This is a genomic window from Roseovarius halophilus (ex Wu et al. 2025), assembly GCF_047086965.1.
Genome location: NZ_JBKOTX010000021.1, coordinates 14,787 through 40,442, shown reverse-complemented (window position 1 = coordinate 40,442; position 25,656 = coordinate 14,787). Strand labels below are relative to the sequence as shown.

Genomic DNA, 25,656 nt, shown 5'->3' with positions numbered 1-25,656 from the left:
CGCCATGGACTACTTTCGACCTGTTCCGCAATCCGACCCGCACCGCCCGGCCGGGGCCGTCACGCTGGCCGGCGGGTGGTGCTGGTTCACACAGGTGGAACGCCTCAGCCGGACGGAGGCGCCCGCGCTGATCCCCGCGCACGAGGTCCCTGAGGCGGTGCTGGAGCGGCTTTGCGCGCCACGGGCGGCGCTGGCCGGTCTGGACATGGGGCGCCCGCGGCTCATGGGGATCCTGAATGTGACGCCCGACAGTTTCTCGGACGGCGGACTTTTCATGGACCCCGAGGCGGCGCTTGCCCAGGCCCGCGCCATGCAGGTGGCCGGGGCCGATATCATCGACGTGGGCGGCGAAAGCACCCGCCCCGGCGCGATCGAGATCGGCGTCGAGGAGGAAGTGGGCCGCACCGCGCCCGTCATCGCCGCGATCCGCGCGGGCCGAGACGGGCCGATTTCCATCGACACGCGCAAGTCCATGGTCGCACGGGCGGCCATGGGGGCCGGGGCCAGCATGCTCAACGATGTCTCGGCCTTCTCCTATGACAGCCGCATGGCCGCCTTCGCCGCCGACAGCGGCCTGCCGATCTGCCTGATGCATGCCCAGGGCACACCCCAGGACATGCAGGACGATCCGACCTATGACGACGTGCTGCTGGACGTCTACGATTTCCTGGCCGACCGGATCGCGCAGGCCGAGGCCGCCGGCACGCCCCGCGCCCGTATCGTGGTGGACCCGGGCATCGGCTTCGGCAAGACGCTGGCACATAATCTCGCCCTGCTGCGGCGCCTGTCGCTGTTCCATGCGCTGGGCTGCCCGGTCCTGCTGGGCGCCTCGCGCAAGCGTTTCATCGGCACGCTTGCCGATGCCCCCGAGGCCCGGGACCGCGTGCCCGGATCGCTCGCCGTGGCGCTGCACGGGCTGGCGCAGGGGGTGCAGATCACCCGGGTACATGACACCACCGAGACCAGACAGGCGGTCCAGATCGCTGTCGCCCTGAGAGGAGAGGCCCCATGACCCGCAAGTTCTTTGGCACCGACGGGGTGCGCGGCACCGCCAATACGCCGCCGATGACCGCGGACCTGGCGCTGCGGCTGGGCGCGGCGGCGGGGCGGTATTTCCGCAACGATGGGGACAACGACCACCGGGTCGTGATCGGCAAGGACACCCGCCTGTCGGGCTACATGTTCGAGAACGCCCTGACCGCGGGACTGACAAGCACGGGCATGAACGTCCTGCTGCTGGGCCCGGTGCCGACGCCGGCGGTGGGGCTTTTGACGACCTCGATGCGGGCCGACCTCGGCATCATGATCTCGGCCAGCCACAATCCGTCCGCCGACAACGGAATCAAGTTCTTCGGCCCCGACGGCTTCAAGCTGTCCGATGCCGCCGAGCTTGAGATCGAGCGCCTTCTGGAAGAGGGTGTCGAGCCCGTGCAGGCGGCCAACATCGGCCGGGCCAGGCGCATCGACGACGGGCGCTTCCGCTATGCCGAGCGGCTCAAGTCCACCTTTCCCCAGGGGCGCACCCTGGCCGGGCTCAAGGTGGTGGTCGATTGCGCGCATGGCGCCGCGCATCGCGTCGCCCCCGAGGTGCTCTGGGAACTGGGCGCCGAGGTGATCCCCGTGGGGGTCGCACCGAACGGCGACAACATCAACGATGGCGTGGGGTCCACCGCGCCGCACAGCGCGGCCGCGGCCATCGTGGCCCATGGCGCGGATGTCGGCCTGTGCCTGGACGGCGACGCCGACCGGGTGATGATCCTCGACGAGACCGGCACCGTCGCCGACGGCGACCAGATCATGGCGCTTTTCGCGAACCGCTGGGCCGAGGACGGGCGGCTGGCGGGCAACACGCTGGTCGCGACGGTCATGTCCAATCTCGGGCTGGAGCGCCACCTGGCTGGCAGGGGTATCGCGCTGGACCGAACCAGGGTTGGCGACCGCTACGTGGTGGAACGGATGCGCGCGGGCGGCTTCAACCTGGGCGGCGAACAATCGGGCCACATCGTGATGACCGATTACGCCACCACCGGCGACGGGCTGCTGGCCGGGCTGCAGTTCCTGGCGGCCATGGTCGAGACCGGCCAGCGCGCCTCGGAGCTGAGCTGCGTCTTCGAGACCGTGCCGCAACTGCTCAGGAACGTCCGTTACGACGAGGCTGCCGATCCGCTTTCGCTGGGGCCGGTGAAAACCGCCATTGCCGAGGCCGAGGGACGCCTGCAGGGACAGGGGCGCCTGCTGATCCGCAAGTCCGGCACCGAACCGCTGATCCGTGTCATGGCCGAATGCGAGGACGAAGGACTGCTGGCGCTGGTGGTCGATGGCATCGTGGCCGAGGTGGAACAGAACGCCGGATAGCGCGGTGGACGGTACCGCCCGGTCATGGACATCGGTGCGATGTCGATACCGCTTGGCCGTGCCACAGGCGCGCGGCGCGATCCAGCCGGCGGCCGAGCACGGCGCGGACAAAAACAGCTCAGCCCATGTGAAAGCAGCCGGCACGGGCGCGAAAAGCAGCGGTGCCCACTCGATCTGCCGACCTGCTGCACCATACCCGGCACAGCTGGATGTCGGCCATGGGGCCATCTGTCCTGTTGAATGCACGTATCTTGCATCCCTTGGCATGACCCCCATTGCCGGCTGGTCTACAGCCTGGACGTGGATACCTTTCAGGCTGCCGCCGGGCTGAACGCAGCACATGGCATGCGCAGCGTCTGCACTTTTCCTTGCCAAGGACCACAAGCAATTCCCGCGCGACGTCAGCGCGGGCCATCGTGCTGCACGTCGGGCCGCACGCCGATTGCAGCCTGGCGGACTTTCGGCCCGCCGCGCAGGCCGCGATTGCAAAATCGCCAGGCCCGGCGCATACTGCAACCATGGCGCACCAAGACACCGGGCCAACCGGGCCGCGCCGGTGATACGGGCATTCAGTCAGGGCGTGATCGACATGCGGGCATTTCTTCTTCTGGGGGTTTCTCTGGTGCTGACGGCCTGCGGCGGCAGCAGCCACCCGGACGCCCGCGCCACCGGCGCTGCACCGGTTGCGGCCTTTGCCACCGGGCCGGTCTACAGTGCCTGCCGCGCCTCGGGCCGGGCCGCCGCCAACCGCCAGCTGTGCGGCTGCGTTCAGGCCGTTGCCGACCAGACGCTGTCGGGCCGCGACGCGCGCCGCATCGCCGGGTTTTTCGACAACCCCGAAGAGGCGCACGCGGTCAAGATCTCGGACAGTTGGCGCAACGACGCCTTCTGGGACCGCTACCGCGATTACGTCAGCGCGACGCGTCAAACCTGCGGCTGAGCGCCACCGCGCAGGCCTCGATCAGGTCAAGGCAGCCCTCGAAATCGCGGGTGTAATAGGGATCGGGCACTTCAGCCGCCCCGGCCAAGGCGGCGAAATTCTCGATCGGTGTGGCGTCGCCCGGGGGCCTCTGGGCCTCGATGTCGCGCAGGTTGGCCGCATCCATTGCAAAGATCAGGTCGAAGGCGTCGAAATCCGACGGACCGAACTGCCGCGCGCGCAGGGCGGACAGATCATGCCCGCGCGCCCGGGCTGCCGCCTGCATCGGCGCATACGGTGGATCGCCGACATGCCAGCGGCCGGTCCCTGCACTGTCAAGTACCAGGTCCGGCAGATGGTTGCGCACCACCCCCTCGGCCGCGGGCGACCGGCAGATATTGCCAAGACACACAAAGAGAATGGACTGCACGGAATGGCTCCGGTTCGGATGGACACGGGACAGGAAACCTCAAAAGACGACGCGGGGAAAGGGCGGATGCGGGTCATCATCCCCAGGCGCGGATTTACGGTCCGAAAGTGGACCGGACACAATAATACCGACCGAGCAACCCCGGCCAGCGCATGCGCCCCCGCCCGGCGGGGCGAGGGCCTCGGGGTTTAGCCGTCGTCGCTGGCCTCGGTGTCCAGGCCGCCGTCCATGCCCGTGGCTGGGCGATCGTTGTCGATCGGAATCTCCAGCGTCATCTCGCCCGCATGTTCGAAGGTCAGGGTCACGGTGATGGTCTCGCCCTGCTCGAAGGGCTGGCGCAGCCCCATGAACATCACGTGATCGCCGTCGCGCGCGAGGCTGTGCGCCTCGCCCGCCGGGATCGCGAAGCCTTCTTCGACCTCGATCATGCGCATCACATCGCCATCGGCGACATGGGTGTGCAGTTCCACCCGTTCGGCCACGTCGGACCGGGCCGCGACGAGCCGGTCGGCGATGGCGCTTTCGTTGTGGATGGTCATGAAGGCCGCCCCGGCGATGGCCGTCACCCCAGCCGCGCGGGCATAGGGGTCCTCGATGGTGATCTCGGCGGCCCATGCGGGCGTGGCCAGGGTAAGGGCGGCGGTCAGGCCGAGAGTTGTGGGTCTGAGCGTCATGTCTGCTCTCCTGTCTGGTGGCGGGTCAGCCCCGCGATATTGCATGCTGAAAAGCCGGTTTCAGGCAGACAGGGGCGGGTCCCGGGCCCGGCTGGCGATGTGGATATGTGAAACCGCATCAAGAACATCAAAGGGCTGGGCGGCACGGCGGATGTGGACAATGGCTGTTTGGTCCGGGTCTGGCAGGTCCAGAGCCACCATGAGCCCGAGCGCGACGTCAGGGCAGATATGTGCAGGCCCGATCGGCGTCCCGTCATGGCCGACGGTCACCATGACGATGCTGCCATCCGCGCAAAGCGCGACCTGTCCCGCCGCCTGGGGTTGGCCACGGGCCACGGCCAGCTGCTGCGCGGTCAGGGCGACCAGCAGCGCCAGAAGACCAGGCAGGAGGGGGCGACGCACCGTCATTCCTCCTAGCTATGACGGGGGCCGGCGCACCGGTATCGGACAAAGCGCCGCGCAAACAACAAAGGCCCGGGCGTCATGAGCGACCGGGCCTTCACAAATTCCTCGGGATGGATCAGGCCGAAGCCTGCGCCTTGAGGATGTCCTTCTTGACCTTCAGCGCGTCCATGGACAGCTCGGCATCCTTGGCGCGGGCCATGAACTGATCCAGGCCACCGCGGTGATCGACGGTGCGCAGCGCAGCCGAAGACACCCGAAACCGGAAGCTCCGGCCCAGCACGTCGGACTGAAGCGTGACGTCCTGCAGGTTGGGCAGGAAGCGACGCTTGGTCTTGTTGTTGGCGTGGCTGACATTGTTGCCGGTCAGCGGGCCTTTACCGGTCAGTTCACAACGACGCGACATCTTTTTGTTCCTTGTCCAGACAGGGCCCAGCGGGCAGGCGGGCCCCACGATCAAACAGCTCAGACCCCGCAGCGCCGCGTGGCCTCGAATTCGGTTTGGCGGGATTAGGCGGATTCCGCGGTGCCGTCAAGCCGCAAGAGGCAGATTCCGCGCTGCCCTAGCCCTTGCCGCGGAACCGCTGCACCAGTTGGTCGGCGGCAAGGGCCGGCAGCAGGTCACCGCTGGCGACCCGGGCCTGCAGGTCCTCCAGCAGGTTGGCGATCTCGGGGTCTTCTTCCAGCGCCGCCAGCAGCCCCGCGCGCACCTCCTCGCGGAACCAGAACATGGCCTGCCCGGAGCGGCGCTGGTCCCAGACGCCCTGGTCCCGACGCCACTGGGCCAGCGCCTGCATTTCGGTCCAGGCCTGCGCGATGCCGCCGGTGTCCAGCGCCGAGACGGTCAGCGCCTTGGGAAACCCCTCCGGGTCCTGGGTGCGGCGGCGCAGCAAACGCAGCGCGCCGGCATAATCCGAACAGGTCCGAATCGCCTGGGGGCGCAGCTCGCCATCGGCCTTGTTGACCAGGATCATGTCGCAGCTCTCCATGATGCCGCGCTTGACGCCCTGCAATTCATCGCCGCCCGCGGGCGCGAGCAGCAACAGGAACAGGTCGGACATCTCGGCCACCGCCGTCTCGGACTGGCCGACACCCACGGTTTCGATCAGCACCACGTCAAAGCCCGCCCCCTCGCACAGGGCGATCGCCTCGCGGGTGCGGCGGGCGACGCCGCCCAACTGGCTCTGGCTGGGCGAGGGGCGGATGAAGGCGTTCGGGTCGCGCGAGAGCTGCTCCATGCGCGTCTTGTCGCCCAGGATCGAGCCGCCCGACCGCGCGCTGGAGGGATCGACGGCCAGCACCGCAACCCGCTTGCCCTGCCCGGTCAGCATCAGGCCGAAGCTTTCGATAAAGGTGGACTTGCCCACGCCGGGGGTCCCCGACAGGCCGATACGCAGTGCCTGACGGGTGGTGTCGAGGGCCGCCAGCACATCGGCCGCCTGCGTGCGATGGTCGGGCCGCGCGCTTTCCACCAGGGTGATCGCCCGTGACAGGGCGCGCCGGTCGCCGCGCGCGATCTTCTGTGCCAGGTCACTCGTGTCCATGACGTGTCTTGTCGCGCGGCGCGACACGACTGTCCAGAGGCGGACAGCGCAGACGGCTGGACGGGACGCCTTGACCTTCGGCGCCGGGCAGGCTGCAACTGGAGCGATGCAACGCCTGCCCATAGACGACTGCCTGCCCAAGCTGATCGAGGCCCTGCGCGCGCCGGGCCGCGCCGTGCTGCAAGCCCCGCCGGGGGCGGGCAAGACGACGCGTGTGCCCCTGGCCATGCTGGACGCGGGGCTGACCGAGGGGCGTATCGTCATGCTGGAACCACGCCGCCTGGCCGCCCGTGCTGCCGCCGAACGCCTGGCCGAGGGGTTGGGCGAGGCCCCCGGCGGCCGCGTCGGCTACCGGATGCGCGGGGCGAACGTGCCCGGCCAGCGGATCGAGGTGGTGACCGAGGGCATCCTGACCCGAATGCTGCAATCCGACCCCGACCTGCCCGGAATCGGGGCGGTGATCTTCGACGAGTTTCACGAACGGTCCCTGAATGCGGACCTCGGCCTGGCCCTGGTGCTGGAGGCACGCGCGGCCCTGCGCCCGGACCTGATCCTGCTGGCCATGTCGGCAACGCTGGACGCAGGCCCGGTGGCAGAGCTGATGGACGCGGCACCCGTGATCACCTCGCAGGGGCGCAGTTACCCTGTCGAAACCCGTTTCCTGGACACGCCCGTGCCCAAGACCACGCGGCTGGAGGCGGCCACGGCGCGGCTGATCGAACGGGCCGTGGCCGAGACGACGGGCGGCGTGCTGGCCTTTCTGCCCGGCGAGGGCGAGATCCGGCGCACCATGGCGCAGCTGTCCCTAGCCGATGAGTGCGAGGTCCGGCCGCTTTTTGGCGCCCTGCCCTTTGCCGAACAGCGCGCGGCCATCGCGCCGGTCTCCTCGGGGCGCAAGGTGGTCCTGGCCACCTCGATCGCCGAAACCTCATTGACGATCGAGGATATCCGCGTGGTCGTGGACGCGGGCCGGGCGCGGCGGGCGCGCTTCGATCCCGGGTCGGGCATGTCGCGGCTGGTCACGGAACCGGTCAGCCGGGCCGAGGCCACGCAGCGTGCCGGCCGCGCGGGCCGGGTGGCCGAGGGGGTGTGCTACAAACTCTGGACGAAAGGGGCCGATGGCGCCCTGCCCGGCTTCGCCCCGCCCGAGATCGAGGCCGCCGACCTGACCGCGCTGGCGCTGGAACTGGCGCTTTGGGGCGCGGCCCCGGGCGACCTGGCCTTTCTGACACCGCCCAATCCCGGCGCCTATGCCGAGGCGCAGGCACTCTTGATGATGCTGGGGGCGCTCGACGCGCGGCATCGCATCACCGCGCATGGCAAGGCCATCGCCGCCCTGCCGCTGCATCCCCGGCTGGCCCACATGCTCGCGGTGGCCGGTCCGGAGGGCGCGTTACTGGCCGCGCTGCTGGCCGAGCGTGATCCGCTGGCGCGCGGCGCGCCGGTCGACCTGTCGCTGCGCCTCGCCGCGCTGCGCGATTTCAGGGCCTATTCCGAGCGTCATCCTCACCCGGCCAATCGCACCGCCGTGGACCGGATCAAGTCCGAGGCGAAACGGCTTGCCAAGCAAGCGAAAAGCGCGCGGTCCGAACGTCTGGGCGACGCCGAGATGGCCGCGCTGGCCTATCCCGACCGCATCGGGCTGCGCCGCAAGGGCGACAAGCCGCGCTACGTGCTTTCGGGCGGCAAGGGGGCGGTACTTCCCGACGGGGATGACATGGCCGGCGAACGGCTCATCGTGGCAACCGATCTCGACGGCAACCCGCGCGAGGCCCGGATCCGGCAGGCCATCCGCATCAGCGAAGCCGAGATACGCGCGCTGCATGCCGGGCAGATCGGCTGGCACGATGTCTGCGAATGGTCCCGGCGCGACCGTCGCGTGACCGCCCGACAGCAGGAACGGTTCGGCGCGCTGGTGCTCGACGACCGGATATGGAAGGACGCGCCCCCAGACAAGGTCGCGCGGGCCATGCTGGACGGGGTGCGCGACCTCGGGCTGGCATGGACACCGGCGGCCGAGCGTTTCGTCGCCCGGGTGACGCTGTTGCGCGACGCCGGCGAGGACATGCCCGACATGTCCGAAGCGGCATTGATGGACAGCCTCGAGGACTGGTTGTTGCCGTTTCTGACGGGGGTGAAGACCGCGCAGGACTGGAAATCGTTCGATATGCTCGATGCGCTGCGGGCCCGCCTGTCATGGGACCAGATGCAGCGCCTTGACGCCGCCGCGCCCGCCCATTTCGCAACCCCGCTTGGGCGGAAGGTCCCGATAGATTATTCCGGCGAGCCTCCCGGGATTTCCCTGCGTTTGCAGGAAATGTTCGGCCAGACCACCCATCCCGTCGTGGGGGGGACGGCGCTGCGCGTCACGCTGCTGTCTCCGGCGGGGCGTCCCTTGCAGACCACGACCGACATTCCCGGGTTCTGGGCGAATGCCTATGCCGAGGTCCGCAAGGAGATGCGCGGCCGCTACCCCAAGCACCCGTGGCCCGAGGATCCGACCGCCGCCGACCCGACGCTGCGGGCACGCAAGCGCCCATCGGGCTGATTTGTATTTTGCCGGCCGGGACTTTATGTTTAGCTTTACAAATAATTAAGCAGAGCAGGTTTAGACGTATTGCATGACATACAAGATGAAGCAGGCATGGGACGAATTGCTGATGCCGATGCTGCGCCGTCCGCCCGAATGGCAGGTTGCGGCGCTGTGCTATCGCGACACGCCCGAGGGTCGGCAGGTCCTGCTGATAACCAGCCGTGACACCGGCCGCTGGATCGTGCCGAAGGGCTGGCCGATCGAGGGCAAGAAAGCCGCCGAAGCCGCCCTGCAGGAAGCGTGGGAGGAAGCCGGGGTGCGCGATTGCGCGGTCGTCGAAGGTCCGGTCGGCTGCTATGACTACGCCAAGCGGCTTGACGCGGGCTACGAGGCCCCCGTCGAGGCGCAGGTTTACAAGGTCCGCGTGAACGAGCTTTCCGACATCTACCCCGAATCGCGCCAGCGTCAGCGCAAATGGGTATCCCCGGCCGAGGCCGCGGAGCTGGTGACCGAACCGGGGCTGAAGGAAATCCTGCTGGAAATGTGACACCGGGGCATTCTTCGCAAGGATGCCTTGACCCGATGCGCAGCGCCCCGTAGCGCCATGCGCCGACACAAGAGTCGACCATGGAAGACAGTCGGAGGCAGACGTGACAGGCACGCCCGGACGGAACCAGTGGAAAACGCTGGACAAGGATCTCGGCAAGATCTCTCACGTCGAGTATGCCACCGCCTACGTGACGCGCCCGCTGGTCGGGCCCGGCATCGCCCTGATCTTCATCGTCGTCGCGGGGCTGGCCGGCGCGGTGTTCTTCGGGATGCAGGATGGCAACGCCCTTGTCGTGGCGGCGGCGGTTTTCGGGGCCTACATGGCGCTCAACATCGGCGCCAACGACGTTGCCAACAACATGGGCCCGGCGGTGGGCGCGAACGCGCTGACGATGGGGGGCGCGATCGTCATCGCGGCGCTCTGCGAAAGCGCCGGCGCGCTGCTGGCGGGCGGCGATGTCGTTTCCACGATCTCAGAGGGGATCATCGACCCGTCGGGCATGTCCGAAAAACGCACCTTCATCTGGGCGATGATGGCCGCGCTGATCTCGGCCGCGCTCTGGGTCAACGTGGCCACCAAGGTCGGCGCGCCCGTCTCGACGACGCATTCACTCGTCGGCGGCGTGATGGGGGCCGGCATCGCGGCGGCGGGGCTCGCCGCCGTCAGTTGGCCAACAATGGGCGCCATCGCCGCCAGCTGGGTCATATCCCCGTTGCTGGGCGGCGTCATCGCCGCGCTGGTGCTGGCGTTCATCAAGGCCCGCATCATTTACCGCGCGGACAAGATCAGCGCCGCGCGGCGGTGGGTGCCGGTCCTTGTCGGCGTGATGTCGGGCGCCTTTGCCAGCTATCTCGCGCTCAAGGGGCTCAAGCGGCTGGTGAGCATCGACATCGGCACGGCCCTGCTGATCGGCGCGGCGGCGGGATGCGCCGTCTACCTGCTGACGATACCGCTCATCCGGCGTCAGTCCGAAGGCATGGAAAACCGCAACAAGTCGCTCAAGGCGCTGTTCGGCCTGCCGTTGATCATATCTGCCGCCCTGCTGTCCTTCGCGCACGGCGCGAATGACGTGGCCAACGCGGTCGGCCCGCTCGCCGCCATCGTTCATGCCAGCGAGGCGGGCGGCTTTTCTAGCGAAGTGGCGATACCGTCATGGGTCATGGTGATCGGGGCCTTCGGCATTTCCTTCGGCTTGTTCCTGTTCGGGCCGAAGCTGATCCGCATGGTGGGCAGCCAGATCACCCGGCTCAACCCGATGCGGGCCTACTGCGTGGCCCTCTCGGCCGCGATCACCGTGATCCTCGCCAGTTGGCTGGGCCTGCCCGTGAGCTCGACCCATATCGCCGTCGGCAGCGTTTTCGGCGTCGGGTTCTTCAGGGAATGGCACATGGGGCGACGCCTGCGCAACGGCACGGCAGGCAGCAAGGCCATCAAGCGCCCCCCGCCCGAGGAACGCCGCAGGCGCAAGCTGGTGCGGCGCAGTCATTTCATGACCATCGTCGCGGCATGGGTGGTCACGGTCCCGGCCGCGGCCTGCATGTCGGCGGCCATCTTCCTTGTCCTGAACGGCATCGCGGGCTGACCCGGCCCGGCGATCCGCCGGCCAATGCGCGGTTGCACGCCGCCGCGCTCCCCGGGCATAGAGGTTCGCGAACAGACAGGAGGGGCAGCCCATGCCGCATATCGTCATCGAACATGCCAAGGGGCTGGAGGCCAGCCACGATCTGCAAGCCCTATGCGATGACACGTGGCAGCGTTTTGCGGATCACCCGTCGGTCACGGGCCCCGAAACCGTGCGCGTGCGCACCATCGCCGCCACCGCGTCGCGCATCGGTGTCAGCCCGCAGACATTCGCGCATGCCACGCTTCTCCTGATCCCCGGCCGCCCCGAGGAAATCCGCGGCGAGCTGGCGCAGATCGTCATGGACGCGCTGCAGTCCCATCTGCCCGATGTCGGCAGCCTGACAGTGCGCCTGACAGACTTGAACCCGCCCTACCTGAAACGCATGTTGTAACTGGGCCAAAGGAGGACAGAATGGACGACCAGACCCGGATCGAACTCGAAGCCGCGGCATTCCGCACCCTGCGCGAGCACTTGATGGAAAAGCGGACCGACGTGCAGAACATCGACATGATGAACCTTGCCGGGTTCTGCCGCAACTGCCTGAGCCGCTGGTACCAGGAAGCCGCGAACGAACGCGGCATCGAGATGGACAAGGAGGAAGCGCGCGAGATATTCTACGGCATGCCCTATGCCACGTGGAAGGACACCTACCAGACCGAGGCTACCGGCGCCCAGAAGGAGGCCTTCGAAACCTCGTTCGCGGAAAACGTGGGCAAGCCGGACTGAACCGCGCCCGCGCTCAGATCGGCACGAACCGGCGGCTGCCGGCGTCGTATTGCTCGACACCGCCGTCGCCGATATCGTGCCACAGCCCGTGAAGGCTCATCCGGCCCGCGTCCACGGCGGCCTTCACGAACGGGAAGGTCATCAGGTTTTCAAGCGATATGAGCACGGCTTCCTTTTCGAGGGCGCGCGTGCGTTCGCCATCGTCGTCGATGTCCTTGACGCGTTCGAACCCCGGGCGCAGGATGTCCATCCAGCGGCCGACGAAACTGGATTCCTGCTCCAGCTCGGGCGCCTTGCCGGCGCACATGTCGTGGCACCCCTTCACCCCGCCGCAGCTTGAATGCCCCAGAACGACGACATGCGCGACCTTCAGCGCCGTCACGGCGTATTCCACCGCGGCCGAGGTGCCGTGTTGCCCGCCGCCCGTCTCGTAGGGCGGGACCAGATTGGCGATATTCCGATGCAGGAAGAATTCGCCCATGTCCGCCCCGAAAATGGACGTGACATGCACCCGGCTGTCGCAGCACGAAATGACCATGGCCCGAGGGTGCTGCCCTTCGTCGGACAACCGTCGATACCAGGCCCGGTTTTGCGCGTATGTCGTGGCTTTCCAGCCATGATAGCGCTGAACCAGATAGGTGGGCAGCGGTTGGGCGATCTCCATGACATGACCTGCAACTTTGACGTCTCTTCGCCCGATAGACCGAAATCCGGGCGAATTCGAGAGAAAATATCGCGCCCCGGCAACTATTTCGGAACATTGCCGGTCCATGTTCAGCATGGCACGTGGGGGCGTGCAGGACAATGGGGTGAGCCTTGGAACGGATTACATCGCTCGAACAGCAAGAGCCGGTCGACCTGGATACCGAGCGGCTGGAACAACTTTACCTGGAACTCGGCAGCAAAGCGGCCGACAACGTCGTCTGCCGCGCGCTGGAGGAACTGGCCGCGCGCCTGTCCCGTGTCGGGCGCTGTCACGGCGAAGGCCGGCTTGATGACATGGTCAGGAACGCGCGCGGTGTCGCCGCCATGGCCGGCCAGCTGGGGATGCATCGTGTCGCCGCGGTGGCCAATGACGTGATCCGGTGTGCCGGCGCGGGCGATCCGGTCGCCCTCGCGGCGACGCTGGCACGGCTCGTCCGGCTGGGCGAACGCTGCCTGACCGAAATCTGGGATTTGCAGGATCTCACCATTTGACACCTTGCAGGCCACGCCAGCACCGCTAGGCTGGCGGAAAACCGGCCAAAGGTGTTCGCATGACAGATGGATTTGCCCCCGGCGACTCGCCGGCACTACCGCTTCACGTGATCGAGAAGGACGCGCTCGGGTCCTGGCTAGATACCCAGCCGGCCCCGGTCGCCGCGTGGATCAGGGCCAACGATTTCGACGCGGCACCGGGGGCCACGCTGACCGTCCCCGACAGCGACGGCCGGATCGTCATGGCGGTCGTCGGCGACGGCACCGCCGAGGCGCGGGCGCGGGGGCGCTTTCACCTTGCCGCCGCGGCGGGCAAGTTGCCGGCAGGCACCTACCGCTTCGAGGGCCTTCGCCCGGACCGAGCCGAGGAAGCGGCGCTTGGCTGGCTGCTGGCGGGATACGGGTTCGACAGGTACCACGAACAGAAGCGGCCCGCGACACGGCTGGTCGCCCCTGACGGCGTGGACGCCGCGCGCCTTGAGGCCATCGCGGCGGGCGAGGCGCTGACCCGCGATCTCATCAACACGCCGGCCGCCGACATGGGGCCGGCCGAGCTTGAATCGGCCTGCGCCGATCTCGCGGACAGGCACGGCGCAGCGATTCATGTCACGCGCGACGCGGCGCTGCTCGACGCGAACTTTCCCATGATCCACGCCGTCGGGCGGGCCGCCGCCCCGTCCGCCGCGCCGCGCCTCATCGACATGCGGTGGGGCGGGGACGGCCCGGCGCTGACGCTTGTCGGCAAGGGCGTATGTTTTGACACCGGGGGGCTGAACCTCAAGCCCGGCAACAGCATGGGCCTGATGAAAAAGGACATGGGCGGCGCCGCGACGGTCCTCGGGCTGGCGCACATGATCATGGCGCTCGGCCTGCGGGTCAGGCTTCGGGTCCTTGTTCCGGCGGTGGAAAACGCGGTCAGCGGCGGCGCCTTCCGGCCCGGCGACATCCTGACCGCGCGCAACGGCAAGACGGTCGAGATCAACAACACCGATGCCGAAGGGCGCCTTGTCCTTGCAGACGCGCTCAGCCTCGGCGCCGAGGACACGCCTGACCTGATGGTGTCGATGGCCACGCTCACGGGCGCGGCGCGGGTTGCCGTCGGCCCCGACATCGCCCCGTTCTTCTGTGACGATCCCGGCGTTGCCGCCGCGATCGAGACAGCGGCGCAACAGGTGGCCGACCCGGTATGGCGCCTGCCACTCCACGCGCCCTACGAGCCCCTGATCGAACCCGGTATCGCCGATCTGGACAACGCCCCGTCCGGGGGCTTCGCGGGCGCGATCACGGCGGCGCTGTTCCTCCGTCGTTTCACCGGCGAGACGCGGTATGCCCATTTCGACATTTTCGGATGGAACCCGACGGCGGCGCCGGCCCGCCCCAAAGGGGGTGTCGGCATGGGCGCGCGGGCGCTGCTTCAGGCACTGCCGGGCGTGCTGCCAGAATGACCCGCGCGGGCAACCCTTGCGGGATGCCCGCCTGCGGCGCGGACATGATATGACCGACACGCGCCAGACACCCGCCAACGGCCGCGTTGCCGCCGAACACCTGCGCGGGCAGGTCACCGCGCCCCGTTTCGTCGAGGGGACACGGCACCGTATCGCGTCCCCCGTGGCCGACCTGTTGCGCCGGCCCGGCGGCCCTCGCGACCGGCAATTGCTGATGGGCGAGGGCGTGACCTGTTTCGAAATCCACCAAGGCTGGGCCTTCGTGCAAGCGGCGCGCGACGGCTATGTCGGGTACCTGCTGGCCGATCATCTGGCCACCCCGCGCCGCCCCACGCACCGCGTTGCCGCGCGGGCCACCCACCTCTACGCGACGCCGGATTTCAAGAACCCGGAAATTGCCGCGCTCGGCCACGGAAGCCTCTTGCATGTCACGGGCCGGACGGGCCGTTTCGCCCGAACGCCGGAGGGCTACGCCCCGGCTGTACACCTCGAATCGCTCGAAAATCCGGCGGACGATCCGGTTGCCGTTGCGGCGCTGTTGCTCGGCACGCCTTATCTGTGGGGGGGCAATTCGGCCTTCGGCATAGATTGCTCGGGATTGATACAGGCGGGCTGCCTGGCCTGCGGCCTGCCCTGCCCCGGTGACAGCGACCAGCAGGCGGCGGTGCTCGGCGCGCACCTGTCCGACGCCGCGCCGCTGCGCCGGGGCGATCTGCTGTTCTGGACAGGACACGTAGCATGGGTGGCGGACCCCGAAACGCTGCTCCATGCCAACGTGCATCACATGGCCGTGGCCCATGAACCGCTGCGTGCGGCCATCGAACGAATCGAGGCGCAGGGCGACGGCCCGGTAACAGCGCGCAAACGGCTGGGAGGATGACAATGTCCGACGCGTACTTTCACCCCGTTTCGGGGTTCGACCTGCCACGCTTTGCCGGGGTGCCCACCTTCATGCGGCTGCCCCATGTCCCGCCCGGGCATGACAGGGTCGCGGATGTCCAGACGGGGCTGATCGGCGTGCCGTGGGATTCGGGGACGACAAATCGGCCCGGACCCCGCCACGCACCCCGGCAGCTGCGCGATTCCTCGACCATGATACGCGCCGAACACCCCACCAGCGGCATGCGGCCGTTCGAGGTGATGAACTGCGCCGACCTTGGCGACGTGGGGCCCAACCCCGCCGACATCATCGACAGCATGGCACGCATCACCAGCTTTTACGACAAGATGAAAAGCAGCGGCATCCGGCCCCTGACGGCCGGCGGCGATCATCTGACATCGCTGCCTGTCCTGCGGGCGCTGGCGCGTGACACGCCCTTGGGCATGGTGCATTTCGACAGTCACACCGACCTGTTCCACAGCTATTTCGGCGGCTCCATGTACACCCACGGCACGCCCTTCCGCCGCGCGGTGGAGGAAGGGCTGCTCGACCCGGCCCGGGTGATCCAGATCGGGCTGCGTGGCACGATGTACGATAGCGAGGACCGTGATTTCGCCCGCGCGAACGGCATCCGCCTGATCCTGATCGAGGAATTCCATGAACGCGGTGCCGCCGACGTGATGGCCGAGGCCCGCGCGATCGTCGGCACTGGCCCGACCTATGTCAGCTACGATATCGACTTCGTCGATCCCGCGTTCGCCCCCGGCACCGGCACGCCGGAAGTGGGCGGGCCGAACAGTTACGAGGCGCTTCGGGTCGTTCGCGGGCTGGAAGGGCTGGATATCGTCGGCGCCGACATGGTCGAGGTGTCGCCACCCTTCGATCAATCCGGCGGCACGGCGTTCCTGGCGGTGTCGATCATGTTCGAATTGCTGTGCGTCATGGCGGGCAGCATGTCGCGGTCATGATCCCGGGCCGCCTGCGGGCGGGCCTGCACGCCCGCGCGGATCAAGCGGCTGACCGGGGGCGCCATGCATGGGCGCCCCCTTTGGCCTTCATGGCGCGACGGATCAGACCGCGAGGTTGGGAATGATCTGCTTCTTGCGGCTCATGACACCGGGCAGCACCACCGTGTCGCCCGTCACCTCGGCGCCAAAGCTCTTTTCGGCCACGGCCTTCACCGTCTCGTTGGGCACAAGCAGGGTGGCCTCTTCCTTCAGGATGTCCACGACGAAAAGCAGCACCTCGTCAACGCCGTCTTCGGCGGCCACGCTCTTCATCGAGGCCATCAGGCTGTCCTTGCGCGACAGCACCTGGTCGGGCGCCGTGGTTTCCAGCACCGAGACGCGGAACTTGGTACCGCCGACCTCGTATTCCTTGCTGTCCATGCGGATCAGCTCGGCATCGGAAAAGGCGGAAACATCGGACTTGGCCGCGAACATCTCGGCGGCGTAATCCGACATGTCGATTCCCAGCTCCGCGGCCAGCTTGCCAGCCACCTCGCGGTCATGCGCGGTCGTCGTGGGGCTGCGGAATTCCAGCGTGTCCGACAGGATGCAGGTCAGCGCCGCGCCCTTGGCCCAATCGGGCATCCGGGCCGCCTCGTCGCCCATCAGGTCCACCATGATCGTCGCGGTACAGGCCAGCGGCCGCACGGTGATGTCGATCGGACCCTTGGTTTCCAGACCCCCCGTCAGCTTGTGGTGATCGACGATCGCCTGCACGTCGGCACCGTTGATGTTTTCCGGCAGTTCAGCGGGATTGTTCGTGTCAACCACGACGCAGGGCTGGTCATCCGCCACGTCGTCGATGATGCGCGGCTTGGGAAGGTTCCAGCGGTCCAGCATGAAGGCGGCCTCGGTATTGGGCTCGCCCAGCAGGACGGCCTCGGCATCACCGCCTTTCACGTCGTTGAGGTACCAGGCCCACAGGATCGGGGAACCGGTTGAATCGGTGTCGGGCGCCTTGTGGCCGAATACGAGCGTGGTCATGGTGTGCATTCCGTGTTTTGCTGTCGTTTCGTGAGAATTTGCGGCCTTATAGGAACAATCCCCGGGCTTGTCACCACCCGATGCTGCACCGCGGCATCACGCGGCGACCACGGCCTAGACCAGAAAGCCGACCGCCTTAACGACCAGCAGGGCAGCCACCCCGACAAGCGCATATCCCGCAAGCATCAGCAGCCCGTCGCGGGCAAACAACGCCACCGCGAAAAGCGCCAGCGCGCTGGCCAGCGTGGAGGTCAGGAAGGGCACGAACTCGATCAGCGGCATGAAGAAGGAAACGATGCAGAAAAGGCAGAGGGCCGGCAGGTTCCACGGCCGGTCCGTCAGGAGTGTCAAGCGTTCGTTGATCAGCCGGTCGACACGCACCACGGTCGGTCGCATGACCGCCAGAACCCGCGCGAGCCGGGCCACGTGCAAGGACCGGTCAAGCAGAACGCGCGGCAGCCACAGCCGCCGGCGCCCGGTCAGCAATTGCAGCGACACAAGCCCGACGACCGCCGCCAGCAGCGTGGGCAGGCCGGGCACCGCGGACAGGGGCGAAACAAGGGCGATGCACGGCACCAGCAGCAGCGGAGTCAGGCTGCGCGCCCCCAGAATGCGCATGATGTCGCGCAACGACACGTGCCCGTCGCCCATTTCCGACGCGATCAGGTCAAGCATGTCGGTCAAGCTGCTATCCGACTTCAGGCCGGGCATGGGCGCTCCGCAATATGTGTGGTGTTCACTTGCGCACGGTATAGCAACTCCCGGGCGGGATGGCAGGCCGGAAATGCGGCGCGACACGGATAAGTTCCCGACCGTCCCGACCGCCGCGCCCAAGCATTTCGGACCGTTTGCTTGAAGAATCGGCACCCCCGGGCGATACGGTGGGTTCGCGGTCCGAGGCCGGCCATGCGGCGGCCGGACGGCTCCGACTTCCCCGGCATACCAAAAAATGACGACGGCTATATTGACAGTCTTTGCCACGGTGCCTAGCTATGCGCCGTTAGCACTCGATCGGAGTGAGTGCTAACGGCTCCCGCGAAGACGCGCGGGGCCGTTGAGGGAGAAACTTTGAGCCGAGGAGCCAAAGACATGGCATTTAAACCGCTGCATGACCGCGTCCTTGTCCGCCGCGTTGAGAGCGAAGAGAAAACCGCGGGCGGGCTGATCATCCCCGAAACCGCCAAGGAAAAGCCGCAGGAGGGCGAAGTCGTCGCCGTTGGCGCCGGCGCGCGCGACGAGGACGGTGATCGCATCGCGCCCGATGTTGCCGTCGGCGATCGGGTCCTGTTCGGCAAGTGGTCCGGCACGGAAATCACGATCGACGGCGAAGAGCTGCTGATCATGAAGGAAAGCGACGTTCTGGGCATCATCGACGGTGGCAAGGCCGCACAGGCCGCTTGAGCCCCGCGCTTCGTGAACTGAGACAGAAATAGAAGACATCAGGAGAAACAGATCATGTCTGCAAAAGACGTACGTTTCGATACAGACGCCCGCAATCGCATGATGAGGGGTGTCAATGTGCTGGCGGATGCGGTTCGCGTCACGCTCGGCCCCAAGGGCCGCAACGTGGTGCTCGACAAGTCCTTCGGCTCGCCGCGCATCACAAAGGACGGGGTGAGCGTCGCCAAGGAGATCGAACTGGAGGACAAGTTCGAGAACATGGGCGCGCAGATGGTCAAGGAAGTCGCGCAGCGCACCAATGACGAGGCGGGCGACGGTACCACCACCGCGACCGTGCTCGCACAGGGCATTGCCAAGGAAGGCATGAAGGCGGTCGCCGCCGGCATGAACCCGATGGACCTCAAGCGCGGCATCGAACTTGCCACCAGCAAGGTCGTCGAGGCGATCAAGTCCGCCGCCCGCGAAGTCTCGGGCAGCGAAGAAGTCGCGCAGGTCGGCACCATCTCCGCAAACGGCGAAGAGGAAATCGGCCGCCAGATCGCCGACGCGATGCAGAAAGTCGGCAACGAGGGTGTCATCACCGTCGAGGAGAACAAGGGCACCGAGACCGAGACCGAAGTGGTCGAGGGCATGCAGTTCGACCGCGGCTATCTCAGCCCCTACTTTGTCACCAACTCCGACAAGATGATCGCCGAGCTGGATGACTGCCTGATCCTGCTGCACGAGAAGAAACTCAGCTCGCTGCAGCCGATGGTCCCGCTGCTCGAGCAGGTGATCCAGTCGCAGAAACCGCTGCTGATCATCGCCGAGGACGTGGAAGGCGAAGCGCTGGCCACCCTCGTGGTCAACAAGCTGCGTGGCGGCCTGAAGATCGCCGCCGTCAAGGCGCCGGGCTTCGGTGATCGTCGCAAGGCGATGCTGCAGGACATCGCGATCCTGACCGGCGGGCAGGTCATCTCCGAAGACCTGGGCATGAAGCTGGAAAACGTCACGATGGACATGCTGGGCTCGGCCAAGACGGTGAACATCACCAAGGACGAGACCACCATCGTCGATGGCGCCGGCGAGAAATCCGAGATCGAGGCGCGGGTCAGCCAGATCCGCACGCAGATCGAGGAAACCACCAGCGACTACGACCGCGAGAAACTGCAGGAACGCGTGGCCAAGCTGGCTGGCGGGGTTGCCGTCATCAAGGTCGGTGGCATGACCGAAACCGAGGTCAAGGAGCGCAAGGACCGCGTCGATGACGCGCTGAACGCGACCCGCGCCGCGGTGCAGGAAGGCATCGTCGTCGGCGGTGGTGTTGCTCTGGTTCAGGGCGCCAAGGCCCTCGAAGGGCTGGAAGGCGCCAATACCGACCAGACCCGCGGCGTCGACATCGTGCGACTGGCCCTCGAGCAGCCGCTCCGCCAGATCGCCGAGAACGCGGGCGTCGACGGGTCCGTCGTTGCCGGCAAGATCCGCGAAAGCAACGACACCAAGTTCGGCTTCAACGCGCAGACCGAGGAATACGGTGACATGTTCGCCTATGGCGTGATCGACCCGGCCAAGGTCGTGCGGACCGCGCTGGAAGACGCGTCCTCGATCGCCGGCCTGCTCATCACCACCGAAGCGATGGTGGCCGACAAGCCGCAGAAGGACGACGGCGGTGCCGGTGCCGGTGGCGGCATGCCCGACATGGGCGGCATGGGCGGCATGGGCGGCATGATGTAACCGACCGCCCGGTTAATGCTTTCAGGGGGCCGCCTTCGGGCGGCCCCTTTTTCATGGGCGCCCGACACGATCGCGACAGCGTGATTGTATCCGGCGCGGGTTTCCGGTCTACCCTGCGCGCATGCGCCTTGTCCTGCTGACCTCGCTCACCATGGTCGCCTTCGCCGCCAACTCGGTCCTGAACCGCATGGCCTTGGCCGGCGGCAGCATCGACGCCACGAGCTTCGCCGCGCTGCGGCTGGCCTCGGGCGCGGTGGCGCTCGCGGTGCTTTGCCATGTCCTGCGCGGGGCCATCGCGCTGCGCGGCCCCGGTCGTGTCACGGGCGTGCTGTCCCTGCTCGTCTACCTCTACGGCTTCTCGACGGCCTACGATGCGCTCGATGCCGGCATGGGCGCGCTCATCCTGTTCGGCGTGGTGCAGATCACCATGTTCGCGGGCGGGCTGATCGCCGCGGAACCGACACCGCCGCGCCGCTGGACCGGGGCCGCGGTTGCCTTCGCCGGGCTGGCGTGGCTGCTCTGGCCCGGCAGCGGCCCGGACGTGAGCGCGCGGCACGGCCTTCTGATGTCGCTCGCCGGCCTGGGGTGGGGGGTCTACTCCCTCGTCGGGCGCAACAATGGCGACCCGCTTCAGGCCACGGCCGCCAACTTCATCCTGGCGACACCGCCCGGTATCGCACTGGCATTCCTGCTGCCCGCCGGCCCCGCCGGAATGCACGCCTCTGGCGAGGGGATACTCTGGGCCGTGATCTCGGGCGTCGTCATGTCCGGGATGGGATACGCGCTGTGGTACCGCGTTCTGCCGGGGCTGCCGTCGTCGGTGGCGGCGGTCGCGCAACTGACCGTGCCGGTCATCGCCACGGCCGGCGGCATCCTGTTCCTGTCCGAGACGCTGACCCTGCCCTTCGTGATCGCCTCGGGGGTCGTTCTGGGGGGCGTGGCAATCGCCGTGCTGCCCCTTGGCCGTTACCTGACGAGGTTTTCGAGCGGATCGTAAAGAACGTCGTGGCCGAACGCGACCCGCGGCAGGCTGTCGGGCTTGTATCGCAGCCCCGCCATTTCCGCGCGGGTCACGAACCGCCGGCGCGTGACGATCCCCTCGGGATCGCGCCAGTCATCGCTCAGCGCCCCGGATGCGATGGTGCAGCGAAAGAAAATCTCGACCTGGTGGACCCCCGCGGCCGGGCTTTGAAACTCGTTCACCAGGCAGGGCGGGCCCACGGCAATCTCGAGGCCGGTTTCCTCGTGAACCTCGCGCACGAGGTTATCCGGCAATGACCGTCCCGGCGCCGCCCCGCCGCCGGGCGCGCACCACAGATCGCTGTGCGCCCCGGGGAAGGCATTGACAAGCAACAGCCGGTTTTCCTGCAGGATCACGGCACGGGCGGCAACGCGAATGGGCATGACGGCTCCGGTCGGTCACAAGGCCCCTGTTCTTACGACCCGAATGCGCATATCTCAAGCGGCATGAAACACCTGCTCACCGTGCTTGCCCTCTGCCTTCCCGCGCCCGCATTGGCGGATTGCGTCGTGCTGCTGCACGGATTGGCCCGTAGCGATACCTCCCTTCTCGTCATGCAGGAGGTCCTCGAGGCCGACGGCTACGACACCTTCGCGCCCGATTACCCCTCGACCGAGGACAGGATCTCGCGGCTGGCCGAGGAAACCCTGCCCTTCGGCCTGTCCGTCTGCGGCGACACCACCGTTCATTTCGTCACCCATTCCATGGGCGGCATCCTGCTGCGGTACTGGCTGGCCGAGAACCGCCCCGCCAACCTTGGCCGGGTGGTGATGCTGGCGCCGCCCAACCACGGCAGCGAACTGGTGGATGAACTGGGCGGGCTCGACCTGTTCAGGTGGCTCAACGGCCCGGCGGGGCTGCAACTGGAAACCGGCCCCGGCGGCGTGCCCGAAACCCTGCCGCCCGTCGATTTCGAACTGGGGGTGATCGCCGGGTCCCGGTCGCTCAACCCGTATTTTTCTTCCCTGATCGAAGGGCCCGACGATGGCAAGGTCTCGATCGCCTCCACCCGGGTCGCGGGCATGGCCGATCATATCGTCCTGCCGGCAACGCACACGTTCATGATGAACAACCCGCTGGTGATCGCGCAGGTCCGGGAATTCCTGGCCGAGGGCCGTTTCGACCACGACATGAACCTCGGGGATCTCTTCCGGCGAGGCGGCAAATGACGGCACCCGACTTGCGGCTGGTGGGCGCGTGCGTCCTGACGCCCGACGGGCTACAGGATCGGCCGCTCTGCCTTTCCGGCGGCCTTTTGCAGGAGTGCGCACCCGGCCGCGAGGTCGACCTGCGCGGTTTCATGGTCCTGCCGGGGATCGTGGATATCCACGGCGACGGCTTCGAGCGCCACCTCGCCCCCCGGCGCGGCGCGATGAAGGACATGGGCCAGGGCCTGCTGGCCACCGAGGCCGAACTGGCCGCCAACGGAATCAGCACCGCCGTCCTCGCGCAGTTCTACAGCTGGGAAGGCGGCATGCGCGGCCCCGATTTCGCGGAAAGCATGTTCACGGCGCTCGCCGATGTCGGCCCCCGTGTCGTGACGGACCTGCGCGGCCAGCTCAGGTTCGAAGTGGCGATGCTCGACGCCTACGACGCGGCGGCAACATTCATGTCGCGCCACGCGATCAGGCATCTCGTGTTCAACGATCACCTGCCGCACGAGGCGCTGGACAAGGGCAAGCGGCCCAAGCGGTTGACGGGGCAGGCGCTCAAGGTTGGCTGCAACCCCGAGACCTACCTGGCCTTCATGCAGGACCTGCACGCCCGGATGCCCGAGGTGCCCGCCGCGCTCGACAGGCTGACGGCACGGCTGGCGAAGAACGGCGTGCTGATGGGCAGCCATGACGACCGTACCGCCGGTGACCGCGCGGCATGGCGCGCGCGCGGGGTGCGCATGGCCGAATTCCCCGAAACGCTGGACGCGGCAGAAGCGGCAAGGGCGGGCGACGACGCGATCATCATGGGCGCCCCCAACGTGGTGCGCGGCGGGTCGCATAACGGCAATGCCAGCGCGATCGACATGGCCGCGATGGGGCTGGTGGACGCGCTGGCATCGGATTACCACTACCCGTCGCTCAGACGCGCGGCGTTCCTGCTGGCCGACAGCGGCATCACCGATCTGGCCGCGGCTTGGGCGCTGATCTCAGACGGGCCCGCACGGCTGCTGGGCCTGCGCGACCGCGGCAGCCTGCGGGCCGGGCTGCGGGCCGATCTCGTGATCCTCGACGAAAAAACGCGCACCATCGGCGCGACCCTGTCGGGCGGCCGCGTCAGCTACATGTCCGGCGAGGCGGCGACGCGTTTCCTCGGGTAACAACCGATCACCGGGCACGGGGCGCGTGCCGCCGCTCAGGAACGCGCGGCGACCCGGTTCACATGTCCCATCTTGCGGCCCGGCTTCACCTCGGCCTTGCCGTACAAATGCAGCGCCGCGGCGGGCTCAGCGGCGATCTTCGGCACGTTGTCCATGTCCGCGCCGATCAGGTTTTCCATCGTCACGTCCGCGTACCGCTGCCCGTCGCCCAACGGCCAGCCCGCAACGGCGCGAATATGCTGCTCGAACTGGTCGACGGCACAGCCCTGCTGCGTCCAGTGGCCCGAGTTGTGCACGCGCGGCGCGATCTCGTTCACCACGAGGCCGCCGCGGGTCACGAACAGCTCGACCCCCATGACACCGACATAATCCAGCTTGTTGAGGATTTGCCCGGCCAGCAGCACGGCATCCGCCCGCTGCGCGGCGGACAGTCGGGCGGGCACGGTAGTGGTCCGCAGGATCCCCGCGCGGTGCACGTTCTCGCCGGGGTCGAAACAGGCGACCGTGCGATCCATGCCCCGCGCCCCGATCGCCGAAACCTCGTGCGTGAACTCGACGACCCCCTCGAGTATCGCTGGCGCACCGGCCATGTCGGCCAGTGCCTGCTCGGCATCCTCGACCGTGTCGATCCGCGATTGCCCCTTGCCGTCATACCCGAACCGGCGCGTCTTGAGGATCGCCGGCAACCCGATCTCGGCGATCGCCTCGGCAAGGTCGACCTCGTCATCGACGGCCGCGAACGGCGCGGTTTCAAGCCCCAGATCGGACAGGAACGCCTTTTCGGTCAGCCTGTCCTGGCTGACCCGCAATGCATTGCGCCCGGGCCGGACCGGCGCCAGCCCTTCCAGCGTGTCCAGCGCCGATGTGGGAATATTCTCGAATTCGTAGGTGATGACATCGACGGCGTCGCCGAACCGGCGCAAGTAGGCCTCGTCCTCGTAGGCCGCCTTGAAATGGTAATTCGCCAAGTGGCTGGCAGGCGGATCGCCGGTCGGGTCGTAGATGCAGGTCTTGAAGCCCAGCCGTGCGGCCGCGACCGACAGCATGCGGCCCAGTTGGCCGCCACCGAGGATACCGATGGTTGCGCCGGGGGTCAGGGAGTCAGTCATCTTGGGGTTCTTCCGGAATCGAGGCTGAAAGCGCGGCCCGCCATTCGTCGAGCCGCGTGGCGAGGTCAGGGTCACTGTTGGCAAGGATCGCCGCCGCCATCAACCCGGCATTCGCCGCGCCGGCGGCCCCGATGGCCATTGTGGCCACCGGGTACCCCTTGGGCATCTGCACGATGGAATAAAGGCTGTCCAAACCCGACAGCGCCCGGGTCTGGACGGGCACGCCGATCACGGGAATGCGCGTCTTCGACGCCATCATGCCGGGCAGGTGCGCCGCCCCGCCCGCGCCCGCGATGATGACCTGCAACCCGCGGTCAGCGGCCGTGCGCCCGTACTCCCACAGCCGGTCGGGCGTGCGATGCGCCGAAACGATCCGGGCCTCGTGCGCGACCCGCAATTCGTCGAGAATTTCCGCCGCCTCGCGCATCGTCGACCAGTCGGACTGGCTGCCCATGATGATACCAACCTTGACCTGCGCCATGTCGTGATCCCTGTTATGGAATGGGCACTATACGCCTGCCCTCGGCGGAGTTCCAGCGCCCTCGGAAGGCCGGGTCAGCGAATTCGCGGTCACGCGCCGTTCATGCGATGATGTCGGGATACAGCCGATCCTCGATCTGGGTGATCCTGTCCTTGATGTTGAGCTTCTGCTTCTTCAGGCGCCGGACCGTCAGGGGATCGCTTGTCGCCTTGTCCTCGAGCGCGGTGATCGCCTCGTCAAGGTCGCGATGCTGACGGCGGAATTCCTCGAGCTCGATGCGCAGCACCTCGTCCGATTTGAGCGACAGGTCCTCGAAAGCGGTCATGGATGGCGATTCCCTCCGACGG

29 protein-coding genes are annotated in these 25,656 nt (G+C 67.5%); 17 read left to right on the top strand and 12 right to left on the bottom strand.

All coding sequences use genetic code 11. The features are described 5' to 3' along the window. The first annotated feature begins 4 nt into the window (after positions 1–4). The 3 genes from folP to ACH107_RS06535 all read left to right on the top strand — a co-directional run bounded on the left by folP (position 5) and on the right by ACH107_RS06535 (position 3,295). Positions 5–1,012, top strand: a complete 1,008-nt coding sequence (gene folP, locus ACH107_RS06545) for a dihydropteroate synthase (protein ID WP_412505154.1) — start codon at positions 5–7, stop codon at positions 1,010–1,012. Next, complete coding sequence (gene glmM, locus ACH107_RS06540) at positions 1,009–2,355, top strand: phosphoglucosamine mutase (RefSeq protein WP_412505146.1); 1,347 nt, start codon at positions 1,009–1,011, stop codon at positions 2,353–2,355. The genes folP and glmM overlap by 4 nt, the downstream gene beginning before the upstream one ends. 589 nt (positions 2,356–2,944) lie before the next feature. Continuing rightward, entirely contained in the window at positions 2,945–3,295 is a 351-nt protein-coding gene (locus ACH107_RS06535; RefSeq protein ID WP_412505145.1) for an arginine transporter, read from the top strand. On the opposite strand, the gene ACH107_RS06530 is transcribed toward ACH107_RS06535, so the two are convergent. The 5 genes from ACH107_RS06530 to meaB form a co-directional block, all read right to left on the bottom strand. Further along, positions 3,267–3,704, bottom strand: a complete 438-nt coding sequence (locus ACH107_RS06530; protein WP_412505144.1) for a low molecular weight protein-tyrosine-phosphatase — start codon at positions 3,702–3,704, stop codon at positions 3,267–3,269. The genes ACH107_RS06535 and ACH107_RS06530 overlap by 29 nt on opposite strands. A 188-nt stretch (positions 3,705–3,892) precedes the next feature. After that, positions 3,893–4,378: a copper chaperone PCu(A)C gene (locus ACH107_RS06525; RefSeq protein WP_412505143.1), complete on the bottom strand. Its 486-nt coding sequence runs from the start codon at positions 4,376–4,378 to the stop codon at positions 3,893–3,895. Between the two features lie 60 nt (positions 4,379–4,438). Next, a complete protein-coding gene (locus tag ACH107_RS06520; protein WP_310692179.1) occupies positions 4,439–4,780 on the bottom strand; it encodes a hypothetical protein in 342 nt (113 codons plus the stop codon). A gap of 118 nt (positions 4,781–4,898) precedes the next feature. Further along, positions 4,899–5,186, bottom strand: a complete 288-nt coding sequence (gene rpmB, locus ACH107_RS06515) for a 50S ribosomal protein L28 (RefSeq protein ID WP_310692180.1) — start codon at positions 5,184–5,186, stop codon at positions 4,899–4,901. Between the two features lie 157 nt (positions 5,187–5,343). After that, positions 5,344–6,324 (bottom strand): methylmalonyl Co-A mutase-associated GTPase MeaB, encoded by a 981-nt coding sequence (gene meaB, locus ACH107_RS06510; RefSeq protein WP_412505142.1) that lies wholly within the window; start codon positions 6,322–6,324, stop codon positions 5,344–5,346. 106 nt (positions 6,325–6,430) lie between these two features. Between meaB and hrpB the strand changes: the two genes are divergently transcribed. The 5 genes from hrpB (at position 6,431) to ACH107_RS06485 (ending at position 11,757) form a co-directional block, all read left to right on the top strand. Then, positions 6,431–8,872, top strand: a complete 2,442-nt coding sequence (hrpB, locus tag ACH107_RS06505; protein ID WP_412505153.1) for an ATP-dependent helicase HrpB — start codon at positions 6,431–6,433, stop codon at positions 8,870–8,872. 73 nt (positions 8,873–8,945) lie between these two features. Then, entirely contained in the window at positions 8,946–9,404 is a 459-nt protein-coding gene (locus ACH107_RS06500; RefSeq protein ID WP_412505141.1) for an NUDIX hydrolase, read from the top strand. Positions 9,405–9,507: 103 nt separating this feature from the next. Next, positions 9,508–10,989 (top strand): inorganic phosphate transporter, encoded by a 1,482-nt coding sequence (locus tag ACH107_RS06495; protein ID WP_412505140.1) that lies wholly within the window; start codon positions 9,508–9,510, stop codon positions 10,987–10,989. Between the two features lie 91 nt (positions 10,990–11,080). Further along, the gene (locus tag ACH107_RS06490; RefSeq protein ID WP_412505139.1) at positions 11,081–11,422 is read left to right on the top strand and encodes a 5-carboxymethyl-2-hydroxymuconate isomerase; all 342 of its coding nucleotides are present in this window, start codon (positions 11,081–11,083) and stop codon (positions 11,420–11,422) included. Between the two features lie 20 nt (positions 11,423–11,442). After that, entirely contained in the window at positions 11,443–11,757 is a 315-nt protein-coding gene (locus ACH107_RS06485; RefSeq protein ID WP_412505138.1) for a DUF1244 domain-containing protein, read from the top strand. A 13-nt stretch (positions 11,758–11,770) separates the two neighbouring features. Here the strand turns inward: ACH107_RS06485 and ACH107_RS06480 are convergent, their stop codons facing one another. Beyond that, positions 11,771–12,421, bottom strand: a complete 651-nt coding sequence (locus tag ACH107_RS06480; protein WP_412505137.1) for a carbonic anhydrase — start codon at positions 12,419–12,421, stop codon at positions 11,771–11,773. Between the two features lie 152 nt (positions 12,422–12,573). Here ACH107_RS06480 and ACH107_RS06475 point away from each other — a divergent pair, with 152 nt between their 5' ends. From ACH107_RS06475 to speB, 4 genes are read left to right on the top strand one after another with little or no spacing between them, the layout of a single operon-like run. Continuing rightward, entirely contained in the window at positions 12,574–12,954 is a 381-nt protein-coding gene (locus ACH107_RS06475) for a hypothetical protein (RefSeq protein ID WP_412505136.1), read from the top strand. A gap of 59 nt (positions 12,955–13,013) precedes the next feature. Beyond that, the gene (locus tag ACH107_RS06470; protein WP_412505135.1) at positions 13,014–14,399 is read left to right on the top strand and encodes a leucyl aminopeptidase family protein; all 1,386 of its coding nucleotides are present in this window, start codon (positions 13,014–13,016) and stop codon (positions 14,397–14,399) included. A 49-nt stretch (positions 14,400–14,448) separates the two neighbouring features. Next, positions 14,449–15,279: an NlpC/P60 family protein gene (locus ACH107_RS06465; RefSeq protein ID WP_412505134.1), complete on the top strand. Its 831-nt coding sequence runs from the start codon at positions 14,449–14,451 to the stop codon at positions 15,277–15,279. Positions 15,280–15,281: 2 nt separating this feature from the next. After that, positions 15,282–16,247, top strand: a complete 966-nt coding sequence (gene speB / locus ACH107_RS06460; RefSeq protein WP_412505133.1) for an agmatinase — start codon at positions 15,282–15,284, stop codon at positions 16,245–16,247. 102 nt (positions 16,248–16,349) lie between these two features. Here speB and ACH107_RS06455 read toward each other — a convergent pair whose 3' ends face one another. Then, positions 16,350–17,270 carry a manganese-dependent inorganic pyrophosphatase gene (locus ACH107_RS06455; RefSeq protein ID WP_412505132.1) on the bottom strand — a complete coding sequence of 307 codons (921 nt, stop codon included), beginning with the start codon at positions 17,268–17,270 and terminating at the stop codon, positions 16,350–16,352. Positions 17,271–17,384: 114 nt separating this feature from the next. Further along, positions 17,385–17,981 carry an exopolysaccharide biosynthesis protein gene (locus tag ACH107_RS06450; RefSeq protein WP_412505131.1) on the bottom strand — a complete coding sequence of 199 codons (597 nt, stop codon included), beginning with the start codon at positions 17,979–17,981 and terminating at the stop codon, positions 17,385–17,387. A 378-nt stretch (positions 17,982–18,359) separates the two neighbouring features. Here ACH107_RS06450 and groES point away from each other — a divergent pair, with 378 nt between their 5' ends. From groES to ACH107_RS06435, 3 genes are all read left to right on the top strand, one after another. Then, complete coding sequence (gene groES / locus ACH107_RS06445) at positions 18,360–18,671, top strand: co-chaperone GroES (protein WP_412505130.1); 312 nt, start codon at positions 18,360–18,362, stop codon at positions 18,669–18,671. A 54-nt stretch (positions 18,672–18,725) separates the two neighbouring features. Further along, positions 18,726–20,384 (top strand): chaperonin GroEL, encoded by a 1,659-nt coding sequence (groL, locus tag ACH107_RS06440; protein ID WP_412505129.1) that lies wholly within the window; start codon positions 18,726–18,728, stop codon positions 20,382–20,384. A 121-nt stretch (positions 20,385–20,505) separates the two neighbouring features. Next, on the top strand, positions 20,506–21,381 hold the full coding sequence (locus ACH107_RS06435) for a DMT family transporter (protein WP_412505128.1): 876 nt from the start codon (positions 20,506–20,508) through the stop codon (positions 21,379–21,381). Here ACH107_RS06435 and ACH107_RS06430 read toward each other — a convergent pair. Then, a complete protein-coding gene (locus ACH107_RS06430) occupies positions 21,351–21,788 on the bottom strand; it encodes an NUDIX domain-containing protein (protein WP_412505127.1) in 438 nt (145 codons plus the stop codon). The two genes, ACH107_RS06435 and ACH107_RS06430, sit on opposite strands and share 31 nt — an antisense overlap. 63 nt (positions 21,789–21,851) lie before the next feature. On the opposite strand from ACH107_RS06430, the gene ACH107_RS06425 reads away from it, so the two are divergent. Next, the gene (locus ACH107_RS06425) at positions 21,852–22,574 is read left to right on the top strand and encodes an esterase/lipase family protein (protein ID WP_412505126.1); all 723 of its coding nucleotides are present in this window, start codon (positions 21,852–21,854) and stop codon (positions 22,572–22,574) included. Continuing rightward, positions 22,571–23,719, top strand: a complete 1,149-nt coding sequence (locus ACH107_RS06420) for an alpha-D-ribose 1-methylphosphonate 5-triphosphate diphosphatase (protein ID WP_412505125.1) — start codon at positions 22,571–22,573, stop codon at positions 23,717–23,719. Before ACH107_RS06425 ends, ACH107_RS06420 begins: the two co-directional genes overlap by 4 nt. A 35-nt stretch (positions 23,720–23,754) precedes the next feature. Here ACH107_RS06420 and ACH107_RS06415 read toward each other — a convergent pair whose 3' ends face one another. From ACH107_RS06415 to ACH107_RS06405, 3 genes are all read right to left on the bottom strand, one after another. After that, positions 23,755–24,828 carry a 5-(carboxyamino)imidazole ribonucleotide synthase gene (locus ACH107_RS06415; protein ID WP_412505124.1) on the bottom strand — a complete coding sequence of 358 codons (1,074 nt, stop codon included), beginning with the start codon at positions 24,826–24,828 and terminating at the stop codon, positions 23,755–23,757. After that, positions 24,821–25,309: a 5-(carboxyamino)imidazole ribonucleotide mutase gene (gene purE, locus ACH107_RS06410; RefSeq protein ID WP_412505123.1), complete on the bottom strand. Its 489-nt coding sequence runs from the start codon at positions 25,307–25,309 to the stop codon at positions 24,821–24,823. The genes ACH107_RS06415 and purE overlap by 8 nt, the downstream gene beginning before the upstream one ends. Positions 25,310–25,409: 100 nt before the next feature. Next, complete coding sequence (locus ACH107_RS06405; protein ID WP_412505122.1) at positions 25,410–25,634, bottom strand: YdcH family protein; 225 nt, start codon at positions 25,632–25,634, stop codon at positions 25,410–25,412. Positions 25,635–25,656 lie beyond the last annotated feature (22 nt).

Coding starts and splice junctions, on each gene's coding strand:
- folP (WP_412505154.1), top strand. CDS start 5: ATGGACTACTTTCGACCTGTTCCGCAATCCGACCCGCACCGCCCGGCC.
- glmM (WP_412505146.1), top strand. CDS start 1,009: ATGACCCGCAAGTTCTTTGGCACCGACGGGGTGCGCGGCACCGCCAAT.
- ACH107_RS06535 (WP_412505145.1), top strand. CDS start 2,945: ATGCGGGCATTTCTTCTTCTGGGGGTTTCTCTGGTGCTGACGGCCTGC.
- ACH107_RS06525 (WP_412505143.1), bottom strand. CDS start 4,378: ATGACGCTCAGACCCACAACTCTCGGCCTGACCGCCGCCCTTACCCTG.
- rpmB (WP_310692180.1), bottom strand. CDS start 5,186: ATGTCGCGTCGTTGTGAACTGACCGGTAAAGGCCCGCTGACCGGCAAC.
- meaB (WP_412505142.1), bottom strand. CDS start 6,324: ATGGACACGAGTGACCTGGCACAGAAGATCGCGCGCGGCGACCGGCGC.
- hrpB (WP_412505153.1), top strand. CDS start 6,431: ATGCAACGCCTGCCCATAGACGACTGCCTGCCCAAGCTGATCGAGGCC.
- ACH107_RS06500 (WP_412505141.1), top strand. CDS start 8,946: ATGACATACAAGATGAAGCAGGCATGGGACGAATTGCTGATGCCGATG.
- ACH107_RS06490 (WP_412505139.1), top strand. CDS start 11,081: ATGCCGCATATCGTCATCGAACATGCCAAGGGGCTGGAGGCCAGCCAC.
- ACH107_RS06485 (WP_412505138.1), top strand. CDS start 11,443: ATGGACGACCAGACCCGGATCGAACTCGAAGCCGCGGCATTCCGCACC.
- ACH107_RS06480 (WP_412505137.1), bottom strand. CDS start 12,421: ATGGAGATCGCCCAACCGCTGCCCACCTATCTGGTTCAGCGCTATCAT.
- ACH107_RS06470 (WP_412505135.1), top strand. CDS start 13,014: ATGACAGATGGATTTGCCCCCGGCGACTCGCCGGCACTACCGCTTCAC.
- ACH107_RS06465 (WP_412505134.1), top strand. CDS start 14,449: ATGACCGACACGCGCCAGACACCCGCCAACGGCCGCGTTGCCGCCGAA.
- speB (WP_412505133.1), top strand. CDS start 15,282: ATGTCCGACGCGTACTTTCACCCCGTTTCGGGGTTCGACCTGCCACGC.
- ACH107_RS06455 (WP_412505132.1), bottom strand. CDS start 17,270: ATGACCACGCTCGTATTCGGCCACAAGGCGCCCGACACCGATTCAACC.
- ACH107_RS06450 (WP_412505131.1), bottom strand. CDS start 17,981: ATGCCCGGCCTGAAGTCGGATAGCAGCTTGACCGACATGCTTGACCTG.
- groES (WP_412505130.1), top strand. CDS start 18,360: ATGGCATTTAAACCGCTGCATGACCGCGTCCTTGTCCGCCGCGTTGAG.
- groL (WP_412505129.1), top strand. CDS start 18,726: ATGTCTGCAAAAGACGTACGTTTCGATACAGACGCCCGCAATCGCATG.
- ACH107_RS06435 (WP_412505128.1), top strand. CDS start 20,506: ATGCGCCTTGTCCTGCTGACCTCGCTCACCATGGTCGCCTTCGCCGCC.
- ACH107_RS06430 (WP_412505127.1), bottom strand. CDS start 21,788: ATGCCCATTCGCGTTGCCGCCCGTGCCGTGATCCTGCAGGAAAACCGG.
- ACH107_RS06425 (WP_412505126.1), top strand. CDS start 21,852: ATGAAACACCTGCTCACCGTGCTTGCCCTCTGCCTTCCCGCGCCCGCA.
- ACH107_RS06420 (WP_412505125.1), top strand. CDS start 22,571: ATGACGGCACCCGACTTGCGGCTGGTGGGCGCGTGCGTCCTGACGCCC.
- ACH107_RS06415 (WP_412505124.1), bottom strand. CDS start 24,828: ATGACTGACTCCCTGACCCCCGGCGCAACCATCGGTATCCTCGGTGGC.
- purE (WP_412505123.1), bottom strand. CDS start 25,309: ATGGCGCAGGTCAAGGTTGGTATCATCATGGGCAGCCAGTCCGACTGG.
- ACH107_RS06405 (WP_412505122.1), bottom strand. CDS start 25,634: ATGACCGCTTTCGAGGACCTGTCGCTCAAATCGGACGAGGTGCTGCGC.